Raw genomic sequence first — 14144 nt, forward strand, 5'->3', positions numbered from 1 at the left:
CCGGACGCATAGGGGCACCCTCTAGTTATCCCGAATCGCATCGTCGTGAATACCGGACCCCGGTGATATACTCGTTTCGGCGAGTCGAGCGACCTCACCCGTCCGTCGTGACGCCGGAACCGAAGCACGGACCGACGGTCGGCGTCGGCTGCCGAGCAAGGCGTGCCACGACGAGAGCCGACTGGTTCGAGGAACCGAGCGTCGGCCGACGTCCTCGACGCAGCCAGCACGGGAGTGTTTCAGAGCGCGAGACCGCGGTCGATACTATACCCGCGGCCCGGTACTATCGACGACCGTCCATGGAAGCTACTCGGGAGAACGACGCCTGCGGCGTCGGCATTCGTGGCGTCGCGATGGCGATCGACTCGTTCGTCTGGTTCGGGCTATTATTCGTCGGCGTGTACGCTGTGGCCGCGGTGACGGGCCAGATCGAGGTCACGAACGGAAACGTCGATGCGAGCCTCCAGGGCGGGGCGGGAATGGCCGCGCTCGGGCTGTCGCTCGGACTCGGCGTCGCCTATCACGCGCTGCTCGAGTGGTGGGCGGGGCGGACCATCGGGAAAGCGCTCGTGGCGATTCGCGTCGTGACCGAGGACGGCACGACACCGTCGGCCGGTGCGTCGCTCGCACGGAACGTCGTCCGACTCGTCGACTGGCTGCCGCTGTTCTACGTCGTCGGAATCGCGACGATGGCGTTCTCGTCGGACTCGCAGCGCCTCGGCGACCGACTGGCCGGGACGACCGTCGTCCGGACGTGACGACCGTATCAACACGTTCAGTACGATTCCCGCAGACCCCGTCGGTAGGTGTCGACTGATGTCACTCGCAGCCCCGATCGTCGCCGTCGCGCTCGACGCGACAGCGGTCGCGCTCCTGGGCTGGACGACCTGGATCGCGTTCCGGGCGCGCGAACGACCGAGCGGACGGTCCTTCACCGCACTCAGTGGGATGCTGATGACGTGGGGACTCTGCGAGGTCGCCTCGGAACTGCCCGAGCTATCGGCACTGGAGTCGATATCGAGCCTCGCCAGCATCGGCGCGTTCATCGTCGCGTTGTTCATTCCAGCCGCCCTGGCCGTCTACGCGCTCAGTTACACCGGACGCGGAACCGGCTTCACGTGGCTTCGAGTGCTCGTCGCCGTCGGCATCGTGCTCCCGCTCGGACTCGCGGCCGCCGTCTTCATCGGTGACCCGACGACGACCACAGCGGAACGGACGCTCGCCTCACTGCTCGGCACCGAACTCGTGCTCATGTTCGGACTGTTCGTGTACGCAACGTACCTCCTGGTCGGGCACGGGCGGAGCAACGACAGGCTCTCCGGAACGCAGATGCCGGTCGTCCTGTCGGGCGTCGCCGCACCGTACCTCGGCGGACTCGTCGGGAACGGCGCGGGAGCCGTCGACGGCGTGACGATCGGACTCCTCGCCTCCGGCGGCCTGCTCGCGGTCGCGTTACGACGGTATCCGGTGTCGACGGGCTTCCCGAAAGCCGAGCACGTCGCCCGAACGCGCGTCGTCGAGGCGCTCCAGGAGGCCGTCGTCGTGATCGACTGGGACGCCCACGTCCTCGACGCGAACGAGCGCACCGGAGACCTGTTCGGCAGCGCACCGACCGACCTGGTCGGCGAACCAATCGGATCGGTCGTCGACGGCCTCGAGAGCGTCGACCTCGACCCTGGAGCGACCGGCACGGTCACGCTCCGGACGACGGTGGGCCGCCGCGAGTTCGAGTACAGCGTCTCGGCGGTCGACGGAGCGTCCGACGACGACGGAGCGACCCCGACCGCGAGAGCGGTGCTCCTGCGGGACGTGACCGACAGACAGACGCGAGAACAGCGACTCACCGTCCTGAACCGCGTCCTGCGGCACAACGTCCGGAACGAGCTCGACGTCGTGCTCGCTCACGCCGACCGAATCGAGGACGACGGCCCCCGGACGGCGATCACGGACCGCGCGACGGCCCTCGTGGATATCGGCGAGAAAGCGAGGTCGGCCGAGGCGATCATGACCGCCAGTACGGAGTCACCCGAACGCGTCGACGTCACCGAGATCGCCGCGACGGTCGTGGAAGAGCATCGGCGCGAGCACCCCGAGGCCGACGTGTCGCTGTCCTGTCCGAGCGAACTGACGATGTCGTCGCATCCGGTCATCCTCCGCCAGCTGTTGGTCGAACTCGTCGAGAACGCGATCGTTCACAACCACGCCGCGTCCCCGAGCGTCGAGGTCGGCGCCGCGACGACCCCGGACGGGACGGCGGAACTCGTCGTCGCCGACGACGGGCCGGGTATCCCCGACCGCGAGGCGGACGTCATCTCGAACGGCCCGGAGACGCAGCTAGAGCACGGCCGCGGGATGGGCCTCTGGCTGGTGAACTGGGCGACGGCGCAACTCGGCGGCGAACTGACGTTCGACCGAGACGAGCCCGAGGGAACCGTCGTGACCGTCCGACTCCACGACGTCGAGTACGAACCCTGACGACGCCACTGCCGCCCACGCGAGAGGCTGCTGCATCCCGACTCGAACGTTCCAGCGGGCGCCGTCGCGACAGCCGTCCGCGCCCCGGACCTGGACCTGGCGTCGTTCGCGAACGACACCATCGAGCACCTGTTTCAGCGCGTGAGACGCTGTACCGGGTACTACGTCGCCGTCCCCCCACGGGTCGAGTATGCAGTCCAGAACGAAACTGCTCGCCGGACTCGCCACCGTCACGACCCTCGCCATCGCGTTCGCTCGCCGTCGGCGCTCGTCGTCCGCCGCCGAAACGGACCGGGACGAACCCACCGTCGCCGAGGAGGAACTCGAATCCGCGCGCCCGTGAACCTCATCAGGTGCCCGCACCGTCCGCGCCAGTTCGATTCGATCCGGCGGGCTCGCGCACACGACGAACGAGGCCAGCGCTCTCGACGTCCTCCGACCCCCGAGCAGGTGGACGTTCGCCTCGCTACAACTTGACACCCTCCCCGCGCTGAAGGGGCGGGGCTTTCTCCTTGCACTTCCGTAACCAGCCTGCGCCCACTCGACGCACTCCCAGTCGCGACTCGCGACACGGGCATCACTCGGCGTCGAAGGACGTGACCGACATCGGCGACCAGACCACTGACCGCTACCGGGAGTGACCTCGACTGTGCACGCCCGAATACACAGTCAGAGCCACCCGACGCAGCCACCGTTCGAACTGACTCCCCTCTTCACCAGACTCGGGGCGTCGGCAGACGGCTCGCATACACTCCATCGAGGACCAGATGAATCGGTCGATACAGAGAACGAATTCGACGATCAAACTGACCTAGATTCACTGGATGGTATGGCACAACCGAGGAACGATGAGAAGTCAGTCGAACAGCTGTGAGTACGGGGTTCTCTGTCAGTTCCCCTGGATCGCATCGACAACGACTGTCCCCGCCACGATCGGGTCGATCGGCACCGAACTGCTATCGCTAATCGTGATCTCATACTCGTCAAATACGGCGAAACCGCTTTCGATGGTTCCAACAGCAGCGCCATCGGCATCAGTTATCTCGAACTTGTGTCCGATCCACTGACCCACTGGGGGAACCTTTCGAGCCAGAGAGAAGAGTGCGCCACGCGAGGTGATCTCGGCGAGAAGCGACTCGTCCTCAGCGTCCCGGACCCGCCAGGTGTCTTGGAAGAGCGAAAAGTCATTGTCCAGAATGACGAGCTCTTCTCCAGTCTGGCTATCCGTGAGCAGATAGTCCCCGGCGATGTCCCAATTACTGCTTGCCTCGACAGTAAACAATTCAGTTCCATCGGTGTCGAGGAATGGGAAGGTATCGTTCCCCTCGTACATCTGGTGGGTGCAGCGGAAGATAATGTCACCAGTGGTGTCCCTGGCCTCGTATTCGGGTTGGAAGTTCTCATCCGTCCCGGTCTGTTCGACGGTATACTGGCTGCCAGAAAGACCGAGAGCAGTAATCTCGTATTGCTGTGGTGGTCCCATCGTTCGAGGTTGTTTGATGGTGGCATACTTAAACGCGGGACCGCAGTTTCAATCTGAGAAACGGACGAGAATATAACTATCGTGAGTCTGACTGGTACGTATGGACTGGGCTTTGAGAATCCGGAAAGACGTCCCATCGTGGGTGATGAAACTCGTCCTGATTGTCGCGATCCTGTCGATTGCTAGCCTCCAATACTTCAATATTATCTAAGAGATTCTCGTTCTGGAAGTGATCGATGTGCACGCGCACCGACCGGCCGGTTCACTGCCAAACGCCGTGGAATCAGTCGGTCGTGAATCGTTCTACGACACCGTCCCGGCCTGTTATCCGTGAGTCGACTCGACCAGCGGTTCGTCTCGACCCCGCGATTGGACGGCACTCACCGTGGCGTGGTCACGTGCCTTTCGCGACGCTGTACCACTCGCCGTCCCACGTGAGGAGGTACTCGACGACGGCCTTGATGCCGGCCAGGCTGTACAGCGGGAGGACTGCGGGCATCAGCAGGTAGCCGACGCCGAGTCCGTCGAGGCGTCCGGCGCGGGCGTCATACGCGCGGAGCGCGAGCGCGGACCCGATCAGGGTCAGGGCGGGGAGCAGCACCCAGTTCGTGGCGCCGTTGACTACGAGGACGGCCGCCTTCGAGACGAGCGACAGCATCAGGACGTTCCCGAACACCGACCCGGCACACAGCAGGGGCGAGAGCACCGAGCGGTAGTTCGACGGTTCGGTCGCGTCGGCGACGAGCGAGTGCAGCACTTGCGTGTAGCCGGTCATCCAGCGCTTGCGCTGACCCCACCAGTCCCGGACGGTGTGCGCGCCCTCGATCGTCGACGCGTACGAGAACTGTTCGACGACGTCGAGGTCGGCCTCGTAGCACGCGAACGCAAAGTCGTAGTCCTCGGTGAGCATCTCGGGGTCGTACCCACCGACAGTCTCGAACGCGTCGCGGCGCATGACGACCGTGCGGCTCGCAGCCATCGTGAAGTCGGTGAGGACGGTGAGGAGGCGCTGGCTGAGGTCGCCGAGGACGACGGACTCGTAGTACGCGAGCGTCTCGACGACGCCGTCTGGTTCGGGGATGGTCCGGCCCTGGACGACGTCACAGTTCTGGAGTTTCGCGACCGCCGTGGAGACGAACTTGGGGTCGACGCGCTCGTCGGCGTCGAACACGGCGAGGTGCTCGCTGTCGGTCACCTCGGCGGCGTAGTTGACGGCCCCGGCCTTGCTGCCGGGATACCGGGTGTTGACGAGGACGTCGACGCGGTCGTGCCTCTCGAGTTCGCGTGCACGCTCGAGCGAGGCGTCGTCGTCCGCTTCGGCGACGACGAGGACCTCGAGGTCCTCGTACCGACTCGCGAGCAGGCTCTCGACGCTCCGATGGAGCACGGACGCGTCCCGGTGGACGGGAACGACCGCGGTGACGGTGGGTCCGCGGCGCGGGAACTCGTCGGCGGCGGCGCGGAGCTGCTGGACGAGTACGAGGTCCGAGAGCCCGAACATCCCGGAGAGCGTCACGCACCCCATCACCGCCTGGAGGAGGACGACGCTGCTCCCGCCGAGCATCGCGGGCAGCGTGACGACCATCGAGATGGCGCCCTGGAGGTAGCCGGTCGCGATCACGGTCGCCACGACTATGCCGAACAGGAGGGAGTCGAACGCGCGACTGGCCGATCGACCGACGAGACCGCGAGCGTGCGCGAAGCTGTCGTGTAGTGTACGCCACGTCTCGTGCGTCCGGGAGGCGGAGGACTGTGACATCGGTGATGGTACCGTGACCGCGTCGGTCCCAGTAGGGGGGCGCTCACAATCGCGACCCGGCGACCACTGGGCCTCTAGTAATCCGTAGACCCAGTCGTCCCGATAGATTCCCCCGAGGACGGGGAGAAGCCCGATATAAGACCGTTTCGGGGCAGTGCAGTGCCTGTAACGCTGGACGTCTTCATACCCGTATGGCGGACGCAGTCGGGCGTGTGACCCCTCCATTCGAACACGATGCGCCCGAACGGCACGAGTCGGGTGCGCTGACCGACCCGAACTGCCTCGAACGTACGGAGCCGACCACTGCCGAACGGTGGTGTGAGCGATGAGCGGGCTCGTCTCCCGCTTCGTCGACGGCGTGCTCGCGCACAACGTCCTCGTCGTCGTCATCATGCTCCTGGCTTCGGCTGGCGTCGCCTACGGCGTCACCGACCTCCAGATGCAGAGCGATTCGAACGCCAGCCAGGCGATCGGAGACACCGAGGAGTACCAGAAGTACGAGTACGTCCAGGAGCACTACGCGAACCGGAGCGACGGCGCGGACGAACGCGACCCGGCGGTCGTGTACGTGCGCGACGCGGACGGGAACGTCCTCTCGAAGGCCGCACTCTTGGACTCGCTCCGCTATCAGCGGGCGGTGCTCGAGAACGCCTCCGTCGCCGGCGCGCTCGCCGCCGACCCCGGTAACGGCGGGGTTCTCGGGGTCTCGAACGTCGTCGCGACCCGACTCGCTGGCGACCGGGACGCCACGCTGACCGCCCAGATCGCCGCCCTCGAGGACGCCGACGACAGCGAGGTCGAACGAGCGACGACGGCTGCACTCGCGGCCGGCTCGCCCGCCCTCGAACTCCTGCCGGCGACCTACGAGCCCGGCACCGCGACCGCGGACAGCCGACGCATCGTCTTCCAGTTCGCGACGGCTCCGGGCGACGAGACGACCGCCGACGCCGATGGGGCGGCCGCTGGCGCCGACCGGTCGAGCGCGACGCGACACCTCTACGAGACGGCAGGCGAGCGGTCGACGCTCGACTACTTCACGCTCGGCGACCACGCGTGGGCGGACCGCAACCAGCAACTCAACCAGCAGACGTTCGAACTCGTCCTCCCTGCCGCGCTCCTCGCCATCGTCGCGGTGCTCGCGTTCGCGTACCGCGACCTCGTCGACGTGCTCGTGGGGTTCTTCGGCGTCCTCCTCTCGGTCCTCTGGATGTTCGGCATCCTCGGGTGGCTCGGCGTCCCCGCCGGGATGACGCTCATCATCGGGCCCGTCCTCATCGTCGGGCTGAGCGTCGACTACGGCCTCCACGTCTTCATGCGACATCGGGAGGGCCGCGACGACGAGACCGGCATCCGCGAGGCGATGAGCGGGAGCCTCAGGAGCGTCGGTGTCGCGCTCGCGGTCGTGACCGCGACCACCGCGGTCGGGTTCCTCGCGAACCTCACCACCGACTTCAACGTCATCAGACAGCTGGCGGTCGGTATCACGCTCGGCGTCGTGTCCGCGTTCATCATCTTCCTGACCCTCATCCCGGCGCTCAAGGTCACGGTCGACGGCCTCCTCGAACGCGTCGGTCTCGACCGCCGGAAACGGCCACTCGGCAAGTCCCGGTTCCTCGAACCGATCCTCGGAAGCGGCGCCGCGGTGGCGCGACGGGCCGCGCCCGCCGTCGTCGCACTCGCGCTCGTCCTCGGTGCCGCTGGCGGCGTCGCGTGGGCGGAGCTCGACCGGGAGACCGTGCAGTCGAACGCGGACGGTGTCGCGGAGTGGAAGCAGAACCTCCCGGAGCCGTTCGCCTGGGACGTCCACCCGCTCGACGGGAACGAGGACTACGTCGACCAGCACTATCGTGCCGCCGACGCGGACGCGCGGCGCACCTCGCAGTTGCTCGTCGAGGGCGACGTGACCGCTGACGGGACGTTGGACGCGCTCTCGACGGCGCGGGCGTCGGTGTCCGCGGCCGACGTGGCGTTCGAGCGCGACGGCGAGGTCGGGTACGTGTCGCCGTCGAGCGTCATGCGGTCCGTCGCCGCGACCGACGACGCGTTCGCACGGACGTTCGAGGCGGCGGACACCGACGACGACGGCGTCCCCGACCGGAACCTCGAGCGCGTCTACGACGGGCTCTACGAGGTGGCGCCCGAGCGCGCAGCGCTCGTCGTCGAGCGCGCCGACGGCGAGTACCGGTCGGTGCGGATGCTCGTTCCGGTCACGGCCGCGGCGGACCGTGACGCGCAGGTGACCGCGATGCGCGAGGCAGCGAAGGCGGTCGAGACCGACGAGGGAGCGGTTCGCGCGATCGCGGTGGGCTCGGCGAGCGTCAGCGCAGCCGAGACCCGACAGATGGCAGGCGGCATCCTTCAGACGCTCCTCGTCGCACTCGGCGCCGTGGGCCTCATCCTCTCGCTCATCTACCGCGGCGTCCAGGGGAGCGCGTCCCTCGGCGCGGTGACTGCCGTCCCCATCACGCTCGTCCTCTCGCTCGTCGTCGCCGGCATGTACGTTCTCGACATCCCGCTGACGTTACTGACCGCGCTGCTGATGAGTCTCGTGATCGGGCTCGGTATCGATTACAACATCCACGTGAGCGACCGTTTCGCCCAGGAGCTCGACGCCGGCCGCACCGTCGACGACGCACTCCACGAGGCGGTCACTGGAACGGGCGGCGCGCTCCTCGGGAGCACGCTCACCTCCACGGGCGCGTTCGCGGCGTTGCTCCTCCACCCGCACCCCCAGATCACGAGCTTCGGTGCGCTGGTCGTGCTCGCCCTCGCCACCTCGTTCGTGGTGAGCGTCTACGTCCTCCCGAGCATGCTCTCGCTGTGGGCACGGGCCGTCCGGACCGACACCACCGACGGCGTCCTCGGAACGACCCTGGATCCGTCGACGGGGGACTGACTGCTCGCGCTTCGAGTCGCGTTCGCGGGGGGACCCGACAGTCCGAACTCGGGTCCCACCTTCCATGCGCGGGAGTCCTTCAGTCGTATCGAAGCAGGCGTTCGTCGGCACCGACGAACAGCCCGCCGTCCCCGACTGTGAGGCCGGTCATCGAGCGGAGCGCGACCCTGGTCGACCAGTCGACCGAGCCGTCGGCCCGCGACCGCGCCGCGAGCCTGCCCGTCGAGTCCTGCACGTACAGGCCGTCCGTTGTGCAGACTGGCGACCGCGGATCACCGGACAGCGATGCGCGCCACCGCTCCTCGCCCGTGTCGGTCGCGAGCGCGACGAGGGACGCTCCATCCGGCCCGGCCGCGTACACGGTCGCGCCGTCGAGCACCGGGCCGTCGTGTGGCGAGTCGAACGCGGTGGTGTCGGGCGCTCGCCACCGCTCGGTGCCGTCGGCGTCGTAGCAGACCACGCCCGTCCTCGTCCCGGCGAACACGCCGTCGGCCGTCGCCGCCGGCGGCCCGACCGCCGGGTCCAGGGACTCTTGCCACGCGACGGCCTCCTCGTTTGTCGCTATCGCGTAGAGCCCGCCCCCGGTCATCACGCAGTACGCGCGGCCGTCCGCCACGACCGGTGGGCCGGCGTCCTCTCCGCCCAGGGCCACCCGCCACCGCACGCTCCCGTCGTCGGTCGCGAGCGCCCAGAGCGTCTGCGGTCGCTCGGGATGCTGGCCAACGACGTACACGGTGTCGTCGGCCACGCCCGGCGCAGTGAGCCGATTCGTCTCCACCGGTGGCTCGGCCACCCACCGCGCCTCGCCGGTCCTGGCGTCGAGCGCGAACACGGCGCTCGAACGCGTCGCGTACAACCGATCGCGGACCACCGTCACCGGTGCGGGATTCAACTCGGACTCGCGCGGGTCGTACGCCCAACGGCGCTCGCCGTCGGCGGTGAACCCCGAGAGTCCGTTGACGGCGTTCGTGAACACCGTCTCGCCGAGCACCGTCGGGCGGGCCGGCGACCCGAGCGTCCGCTCGGTCGCCCACTGCTCCGTCGGCGACGCCGAGGGCCCACTCGAAACCGCCGCAGTGCCGGTGTTCGCCGCGTCGTACCGAACCATTCGCGCCGTCGCGTCGCTCCCGAACTCGGAGTTCGAGAAGCCATCGCCGGTCACGGTACCGCCCCGCGACTGGTTGTCGTCGCGCAGGAACGAGGTGCATCCCGCGAGAGTCGTCAAGCCGGCGGCAGCCAGCACCGACCGGCGCGTCCGTCTGGAGGGCATCGAGACAGGCTACCGGACGCGGCCGGAAAGGACTAGCGTCGACGGACCTCCGGACCCGGACCAGCCCGGGAGGGTCGACGGACCTCAGGACCAGCCCGGGTGTCGCCGCCTGCACGGTCGCGCTGCGGTGCGGGAACGGCGACGCTACTCCGTCCGATGGTCGAACGTGACGCGCACCGTCTCGTCGGGCCTGACCGTCGACCCGACGTCCTGGCCGACCGCTCCGTGGTCGTGCGTGACGCGGCAGCGTCGAGCTATCGTCGCCAGCGCGAGTTGTAACTCCATCCGCGCGAACCGCATCCCGATGCAGTGCCGCGGACCGCCACCGAACGGGAAGTACGCGTACTCCGGGCGGTCCCCCGGCGGGTCCGCGACGTCGTCCCACCGCGACGGGTCGAACTCGAGTGGCGCGTCCCACCACCGGTCGTCGGTGTGGACGTGGAACTGCGGGAGGACCACGAACGTGTCCGCTGGCACGCGATACCCGCCAAGTTCGACCTGCTCGTCGGTCTCCCTGAAGATGGCGGCCGCCGGCGGATACCGGCGCAACGTCTCCCGGAGTATTTGCCGAGTGTACTCGAGCGCCGGGAGGTCCGCGAGCGTCGCGTACGGGCCGTCGACGACCGCGTCGACCTCGGCCACGAGCCGAGCCCGGACCTCGGGCTTCCGCCCGAGTTCGTACAGCGCCCACGTCAGCGCACTGGCGCTGGTCTCGTGGCCCGCGAACAGGAACGTCACGAGCTGACTCCGTACCTCGCGTTCGGTCGGCCCCGCTCCCTCGGCATCCCCGCCGCCGGCGTTCAGCAGGAGCGACAGGAGGTCGTCACCGTCCGCGTCCGCCGACCGGTCCGCGAGCACGTCGTCGACCACGCCCTCGAGTCGCTCGATACCGCGACGATACCGGCGGTTCTTCGGCGTCGGCAGCCAGTCCGGGACGCTGACCACGACCGGATTCTCGCTGCTTCGTTCCCGGATCGCTTCGGCGGCGGCCCGCACCGCCCGTCGGTGCTCGTCGGTATCGATGCCGAACAGCGTCTTCCCGAGCACCCGGAGCGTGTACGTCGACGTCGCCTCCAGCAGGTCGACGCTCCCGGGTTCGGCCACCCACTCGTCCGCCGTTGCGGCCGCGTACTCGCCCATCGTCTCGGCGTACGTCTCGATCCGCTCCCGGTAGAACATCGGCTGCAAGCGCTCTCGCTGCCGCTGCCACTGCTCGCCGTCGCTCAACAGCAACCCCTCAGAGAGCACGTCCACGCCCCCGTTCTGGTCGGGTTTCCGGAACCGGTCGAACTGCTCGACGAGGACCGACTCGATGACGTCCGGGTGGAGGACGCCAACCATGTCGATCGGTCCGAGCGAGAACCGCACGACGTCGCCGTGTCCCGCCACGTCGTCGTAGAACGCGTAGGGTTCGCGAGCGAACGCCACCGCGCTCCCGAGCACCGGCAGCCCGCGTCGCTCGGGCGGGAGGGGCCGGCGCTGCGCGTTCCCACTCATCGCCCCGCAAGTGCCGCCGCTTGGTCCAACTCGCCGTGCCTCTCACGCCGCTTCGGTCGGGGCGCTGCGCGCCACCTGCTGGTCGACTGGTCGAGCGCGGGCACGAGAACCCGCTCGCCGTGAACGGACGGTCGCTGTTGCATCGAGCGGACAGACCGACCGAACGATATTGGTACCCGAGTGCGCGTTTCACGCACAGAAACAGCGCACAGGCCGTGGAGCGACCGTGAACCGTCGGGCGTGCCCGTGGGGCCCGTCAGTACTCGTTCCGGTCGATCCCGTCGAACGACGACAACAACGCCTCGGCGTCGGGCAGCAACGCCCGGATGCGGTCCTCGACGACCTCGAGTCGCGATTCCAGGTCCGCGAGTTCCCCGTCGTCCTCGACGGGTCTCGCCGGCAGTTGCGCGTCGACGACCGCCCGCGTCGACTCGAGACTGAAGTACTCGCCGAGCAGCTCGTACGCGAGAACCTGGCACTGCTGGTCGACGACCGCGAGCAGGTCCTCGCGGTCGACCGGTTTCGAGAGGTAGTCGTCGAACGGCATGTCGAGCACGCCCAGTCCCGGGTCGATCGCCGTCACCATGATGACCCGCGTCTCGAGGTCTCGGTCCCGGATCCGTTCGAGCACCTCGTCGCCGGACATCTCGGGCATGTGTCGGTCGAGCAGGACGACGTCCGGCACGCGGCCCTCGTCCAGAGCGTCGAGTGCTTCCGTGCCGCTGTGCGCGACCGACACGTCCGCGACGTCCTCGAGGCGGAGCGCGTACGCGTCAGCGACCGTCTTCTCGTCGTCGACCATCAGCACCCGCGGGTCCGGCACACGCATCCCCTCACTCATGTCGGTCGCTGGTTGACGCTCCGTGCACAAATAGTCCGTTGTACTCGCTCCACCGAGCGCCTGGAACTCTCGGAGCGCCCGCCCGTGCCCGCGGCCGCCACGCGGTGCCCACCACCCGAACTTATTGTCGAGCGAACAGAATCGCCGACACGATGGTCTCCTCCGTCGACGTCCTCCTCGCCCTCGGACTCCTCGCCGGGGGCGTCCTCTACTGGTTCGGGTATCGCGCGTCCCGCCTCTCGAACCGCCTCGGGCGGCGCTCGTTCGTCGCGTTCACCGCGCTGCTCGGCACCGGTTGCGTCGTCCCCGCCCTGGCCGGGTTCGCGCCGTCCGTGCTCCCGCTCGGCGGAGACGGTGGGTCCTGGACGCAACTCCCGCTCCTGTTCTGGCTCCTCTCGACGTTCCCCTGGTTCGTGTTCGCGGTCAGGTACACCGGCACGCGGACGAGCATCCCCGTCCACGTCCTCGCACTCGCAGGCCTACCGCATCTTCTCATCTTCGTGGAACTCGCCGTCTCCATCGCCGGCGTCGGTAGCGAGGCCTTCAGCGCCATCGGGTCGGTCGTCTTCGTCTACATCATCTCGCTCGCCGTCGCTGGCACCTACCTGCTCTTCCAGAACAGTTACTCCTACGAGCACGTCGCGCTGGGACAGGCCAGTAGCCTGAGCGTGGCCGCGATCGGGACGCTCATGATCTGGAACCTCATCGGCCAACAGACCGGCTCGGGCGCGGGAAAGGCCGGAGCGTACGCTGCAGGCGCACTCGGCGCCGCGGCCGGCGTCGCACTCGCGTGGCATCGCTACGACCTCTTCGACTCCACGCCGTCCATCGGAACGCTCGGCGAACGGGCACTCACCCGGGAGACCGACGACCTGATGTTCGTCGTCGACAGCGACGACCGCATCGTCGAGCTCAACGAGACCGCCGTTCGAGCGCTCTCCCGGACGCGCACCTCCGCCATCGGGTCGTCGGTCGCGGCCCTCCTCGGGCAGGATAGCGAGCAACTACGAGACGTCGAGACGGTGACCGTCCAGACGACCGAGGGAAGGCGACAGTACGACCCGCAGGTGTCGACCGTGTCGGACCACTACGACAACGACATCGGCGCGACCATCAGCCTCCGCGACGTCACCGAACGCGAACTCCGCGAGCAGCGACTCGCCGTCCTGAACCGCGTTCTCAGGCACAACCTGCGGAACGAGGTCGACGTCGTGAAGAGTCACGCCGAGGCACTCGCGGGGCGAGGCGAAGCCGTCTCTTCGATCATCGACGCGGCGGACACCATCGCGGCTCTCGGGCAGCGAGCCCACCGGATCGACCAGTACGTGTCGGAGTCGACTGGGGACGTCACCGTCGACCTGGACGCGCTAACTCGGTCGGTCCTGGATTCGATCGACGTCGACGAGACCGCGGTGTCCGTCTCGGTCGACTGTCCGGCGGACGCGACGGTCACGACGGACCGCCGGGCGGTCATCGGTGCGCTCGAGAGCGCACTCGACAACGCCGTCAGCTACGCCGAGTCGACTGTCACGGTGACTCTCGACCCACAACCGGATGGATGCGTGGTCCGCGTCGTCGACGATGGTCCGGGGATTCCCGACTGGGAGCTCGCGTCACTGGACGCCGGCACGGAATCGTCGCTCCAGCACTCCACTGGACTCGGCCTCTGGCAGCTCAAGTGGGCCGTCACGATCCTGAACGGCGACCTGTCGTTCGATACGACCGACGGCACGACCGTCCAACTGTTCGTTCCCGACCGTGGCGTCGAGCGAGCGGATACCTGACCGCGCCGACTCGCGTTCACGCGTCTCAGTCCGTCGCCGGATCGAGGGGTGAACGGGAGGTAAGTGAGGAGTACGCACCCCCTGCCTCGTAGAGACGTGGAACGGGAATCCACGCGAAAGCCTCGAGGCTTACCCCCGA

Annotated in this window: 10 protein-coding genes; 5 read left to right on the forward strand and 5 right to left on the reverse strand. The window is 68.0% G+C overall.

Going from position 1 to position 14144, the window contains the following annotated elements:
• Positions 1-299: 299 nt before the first annotated feature.
• The 3 genes from LI336_RS18735 to LI336_RS18745 all read left to right on the forward strand — a co-directional run bounded on the left by LI336_RS18735 (position 300) and on the right by LI336_RS18745 (position 2818).
• Positions 300-758: an RDD family protein gene (locus LI336_RS18735; RefSeq protein ID WP_227134695.1), complete on the forward strand. Its 459-nt coding sequence runs from the start codon at positions 300-302 to the stop codon at positions 756-758.
• A gap of 58 nt (positions 759-816) precedes the next feature.
• On the forward strand, positions 817-2475 hold the full coding sequence (locus LI336_RS18740) for an ATP-binding protein (RefSeq protein ID WP_227134696.1): 1659 nt from the start codon (positions 817-819) through the stop codon (positions 2473-2475).
• A gap of 190 nt (positions 2476-2665) precedes the next feature.
• The gene (locus LI336_RS18745; protein ID WP_227134697.1) at positions 2666-2818 is read left to right on the forward strand and encodes a hypothetical protein; all 153 of its coding nucleotides are present in this window, start codon (positions 2666-2668) and stop codon (positions 2816-2818) included.
• Positions 2819-3364: 546 nt separating this feature from the next.
• Here LI336_RS18745 and LI336_RS18750 read toward each other — a convergent pair.
• Together LI336_RS18750 and LI336_RS18755 are read right to left on the reverse strand one after the other, a co-directional pair.
• Positions 3365-3958, reverse strand: coding sequence for an LURP-one-related family protein (locus LI336_RS18750; protein ID WP_227134698.1), 594 nt, complete (start codon positions 3956-3958; stop codon positions 3365-3367).
• A gap of 394 nt (positions 3959-4352) precedes the next feature.
• The gene (locus tag LI336_RS18755; protein ID WP_227134699.1) at positions 4353-5588 is read right to left on the reverse strand and encodes a glycosyltransferase family 2 protein; all 1236 of its coding nucleotides are present in this window, start codon (positions 5586-5588) and stop codon (positions 4353-4355) included.
• Between the two features lie 454 nt (positions 5589-6042).
• Between LI336_RS18755 and LI336_RS18760 the strand changes: the two genes are divergently transcribed.
• A complete protein-coding gene (locus LI336_RS18760; RefSeq protein ID WP_227134700.1) occupies positions 6043-8613 on the forward strand; it encodes an efflux RND transporter permease subunit in 2571 nt (856 codons plus the stop codon).
• Between the two features lie 79 nt (positions 8614-8692).
• On the opposite strand, the gene LI336_RS18765 is transcribed toward LI336_RS18760, so the two are convergent.
• From LI336_RS18765 to LI336_RS18775, 3 genes are all read right to left on the reverse strand, one after another.
• Complete coding sequence (locus LI336_RS18765; protein WP_227134701.1) at positions 8693-9883, reverse strand: PQQ-binding-like beta-propeller repeat protein; 1191 nt, start codon at positions 9881-9883, stop codon at positions 8693-8695.
• 144 nt (positions 9884-10027) lie between these two features.
• Positions 10028-11380, reverse strand: a complete 1353-nt coding sequence (locus tag LI336_RS18770) for a cytochrome P450 (protein WP_227134702.1) — start codon at positions 11378-11380, stop codon at positions 10028-10030.
• Positions 11381-11636: 256 nt separating this feature from the next.
• A complete protein-coding gene (locus tag LI336_RS18775) occupies positions 11637-12221 on the reverse strand; it encodes a response regulator (protein ID WP_227134703.1) in 585 nt (194 codons plus the stop codon).
• Between the two features lie 152 nt (positions 12222-12373).
• Between LI336_RS18775 and LI336_RS18780 the strand changes: the two genes are divergently transcribed.
• Entirely contained in the window at positions 12374-14005 is a 1632-nt protein-coding gene (locus tag LI336_RS18780) for a sensor histidine kinase (protein ID WP_227134704.1), read from the forward strand.
• Positions 14006-14144 lie beyond the last annotated feature (139 nt).

Source organism: Halorubellus salinus (genome assembly GCF_020567525.1).
In the GTDB taxonomy this organism is placed as follows: domain Archaea; phylum Halobacteriota; class Halobacteria; order Halobacteriales; family Natrialbaceae; genus Halorubellus; species Halorubellus salinus.

Excerpts from the sequence above, each read along its gene's own strand:
- LI336_RS18735 (WP_227134695.1), top strand. The coding sequence starts at position 300 with ATGGAAGCTACTCGGGAGAACGACGCCTGCGGCGTCGGCATTCGTGGC.
- LI336_RS18740 (WP_227134696.1), top strand. The coding sequence starts at position 817 with ATGTCACTCGCAGCCCCGATCGTCGCCGTCGCGCTCGACGCGACAGCG.
- LI336_RS18745 (WP_227134697.1), top strand. The coding sequence starts at position 2,666 with ATGCAGTCCAGAACGAAACTGCTCGCCGGACTCGCCACCGTCACGACC.
- LI336_RS18750 (WP_227134698.1), bottom strand. The coding sequence starts at position 3,958 with ATGGGACCACCACAGCAATACGAGATTACTGCTCTCGGTCTTTCTGGC.
- LI336_RS18760 (WP_227134700.1), top strand. The coding sequence starts at position 6,043 with ATGAGCGGGCTCGTCTCCCGCTTCGTCGACGGCGTGCTCGCGCACAAC.
- LI336_RS18765 (WP_227134701.1), bottom strand. The coding sequence starts at position 9,883 with ATGCCCTCCAGACGGACGCGCCGGTCGGTGCTGGCTGCCGCCGGCTTG.
- LI336_RS18770 (WP_227134702.1), bottom strand. The coding sequence starts at position 11,380 with ATGAGTGGGAACGCGCAGCGCCGGCCCCTCCCGCCCGAGCGACGCGGG.
- LI336_RS18775 (WP_227134703.1), bottom strand. The coding sequence starts at position 12,221 with ATGAGTGAGGGGATGCGTGTGCCGGACCCGCGGGTGCTGATGGTCGAC.
- LI336_RS18780 (WP_227134704.1), top strand. The coding sequence starts at position 12,374 with ATGGTCTCCTCCGTCGACGTCCTCCTCGCCCTCGGACTCCTCGCCGGG.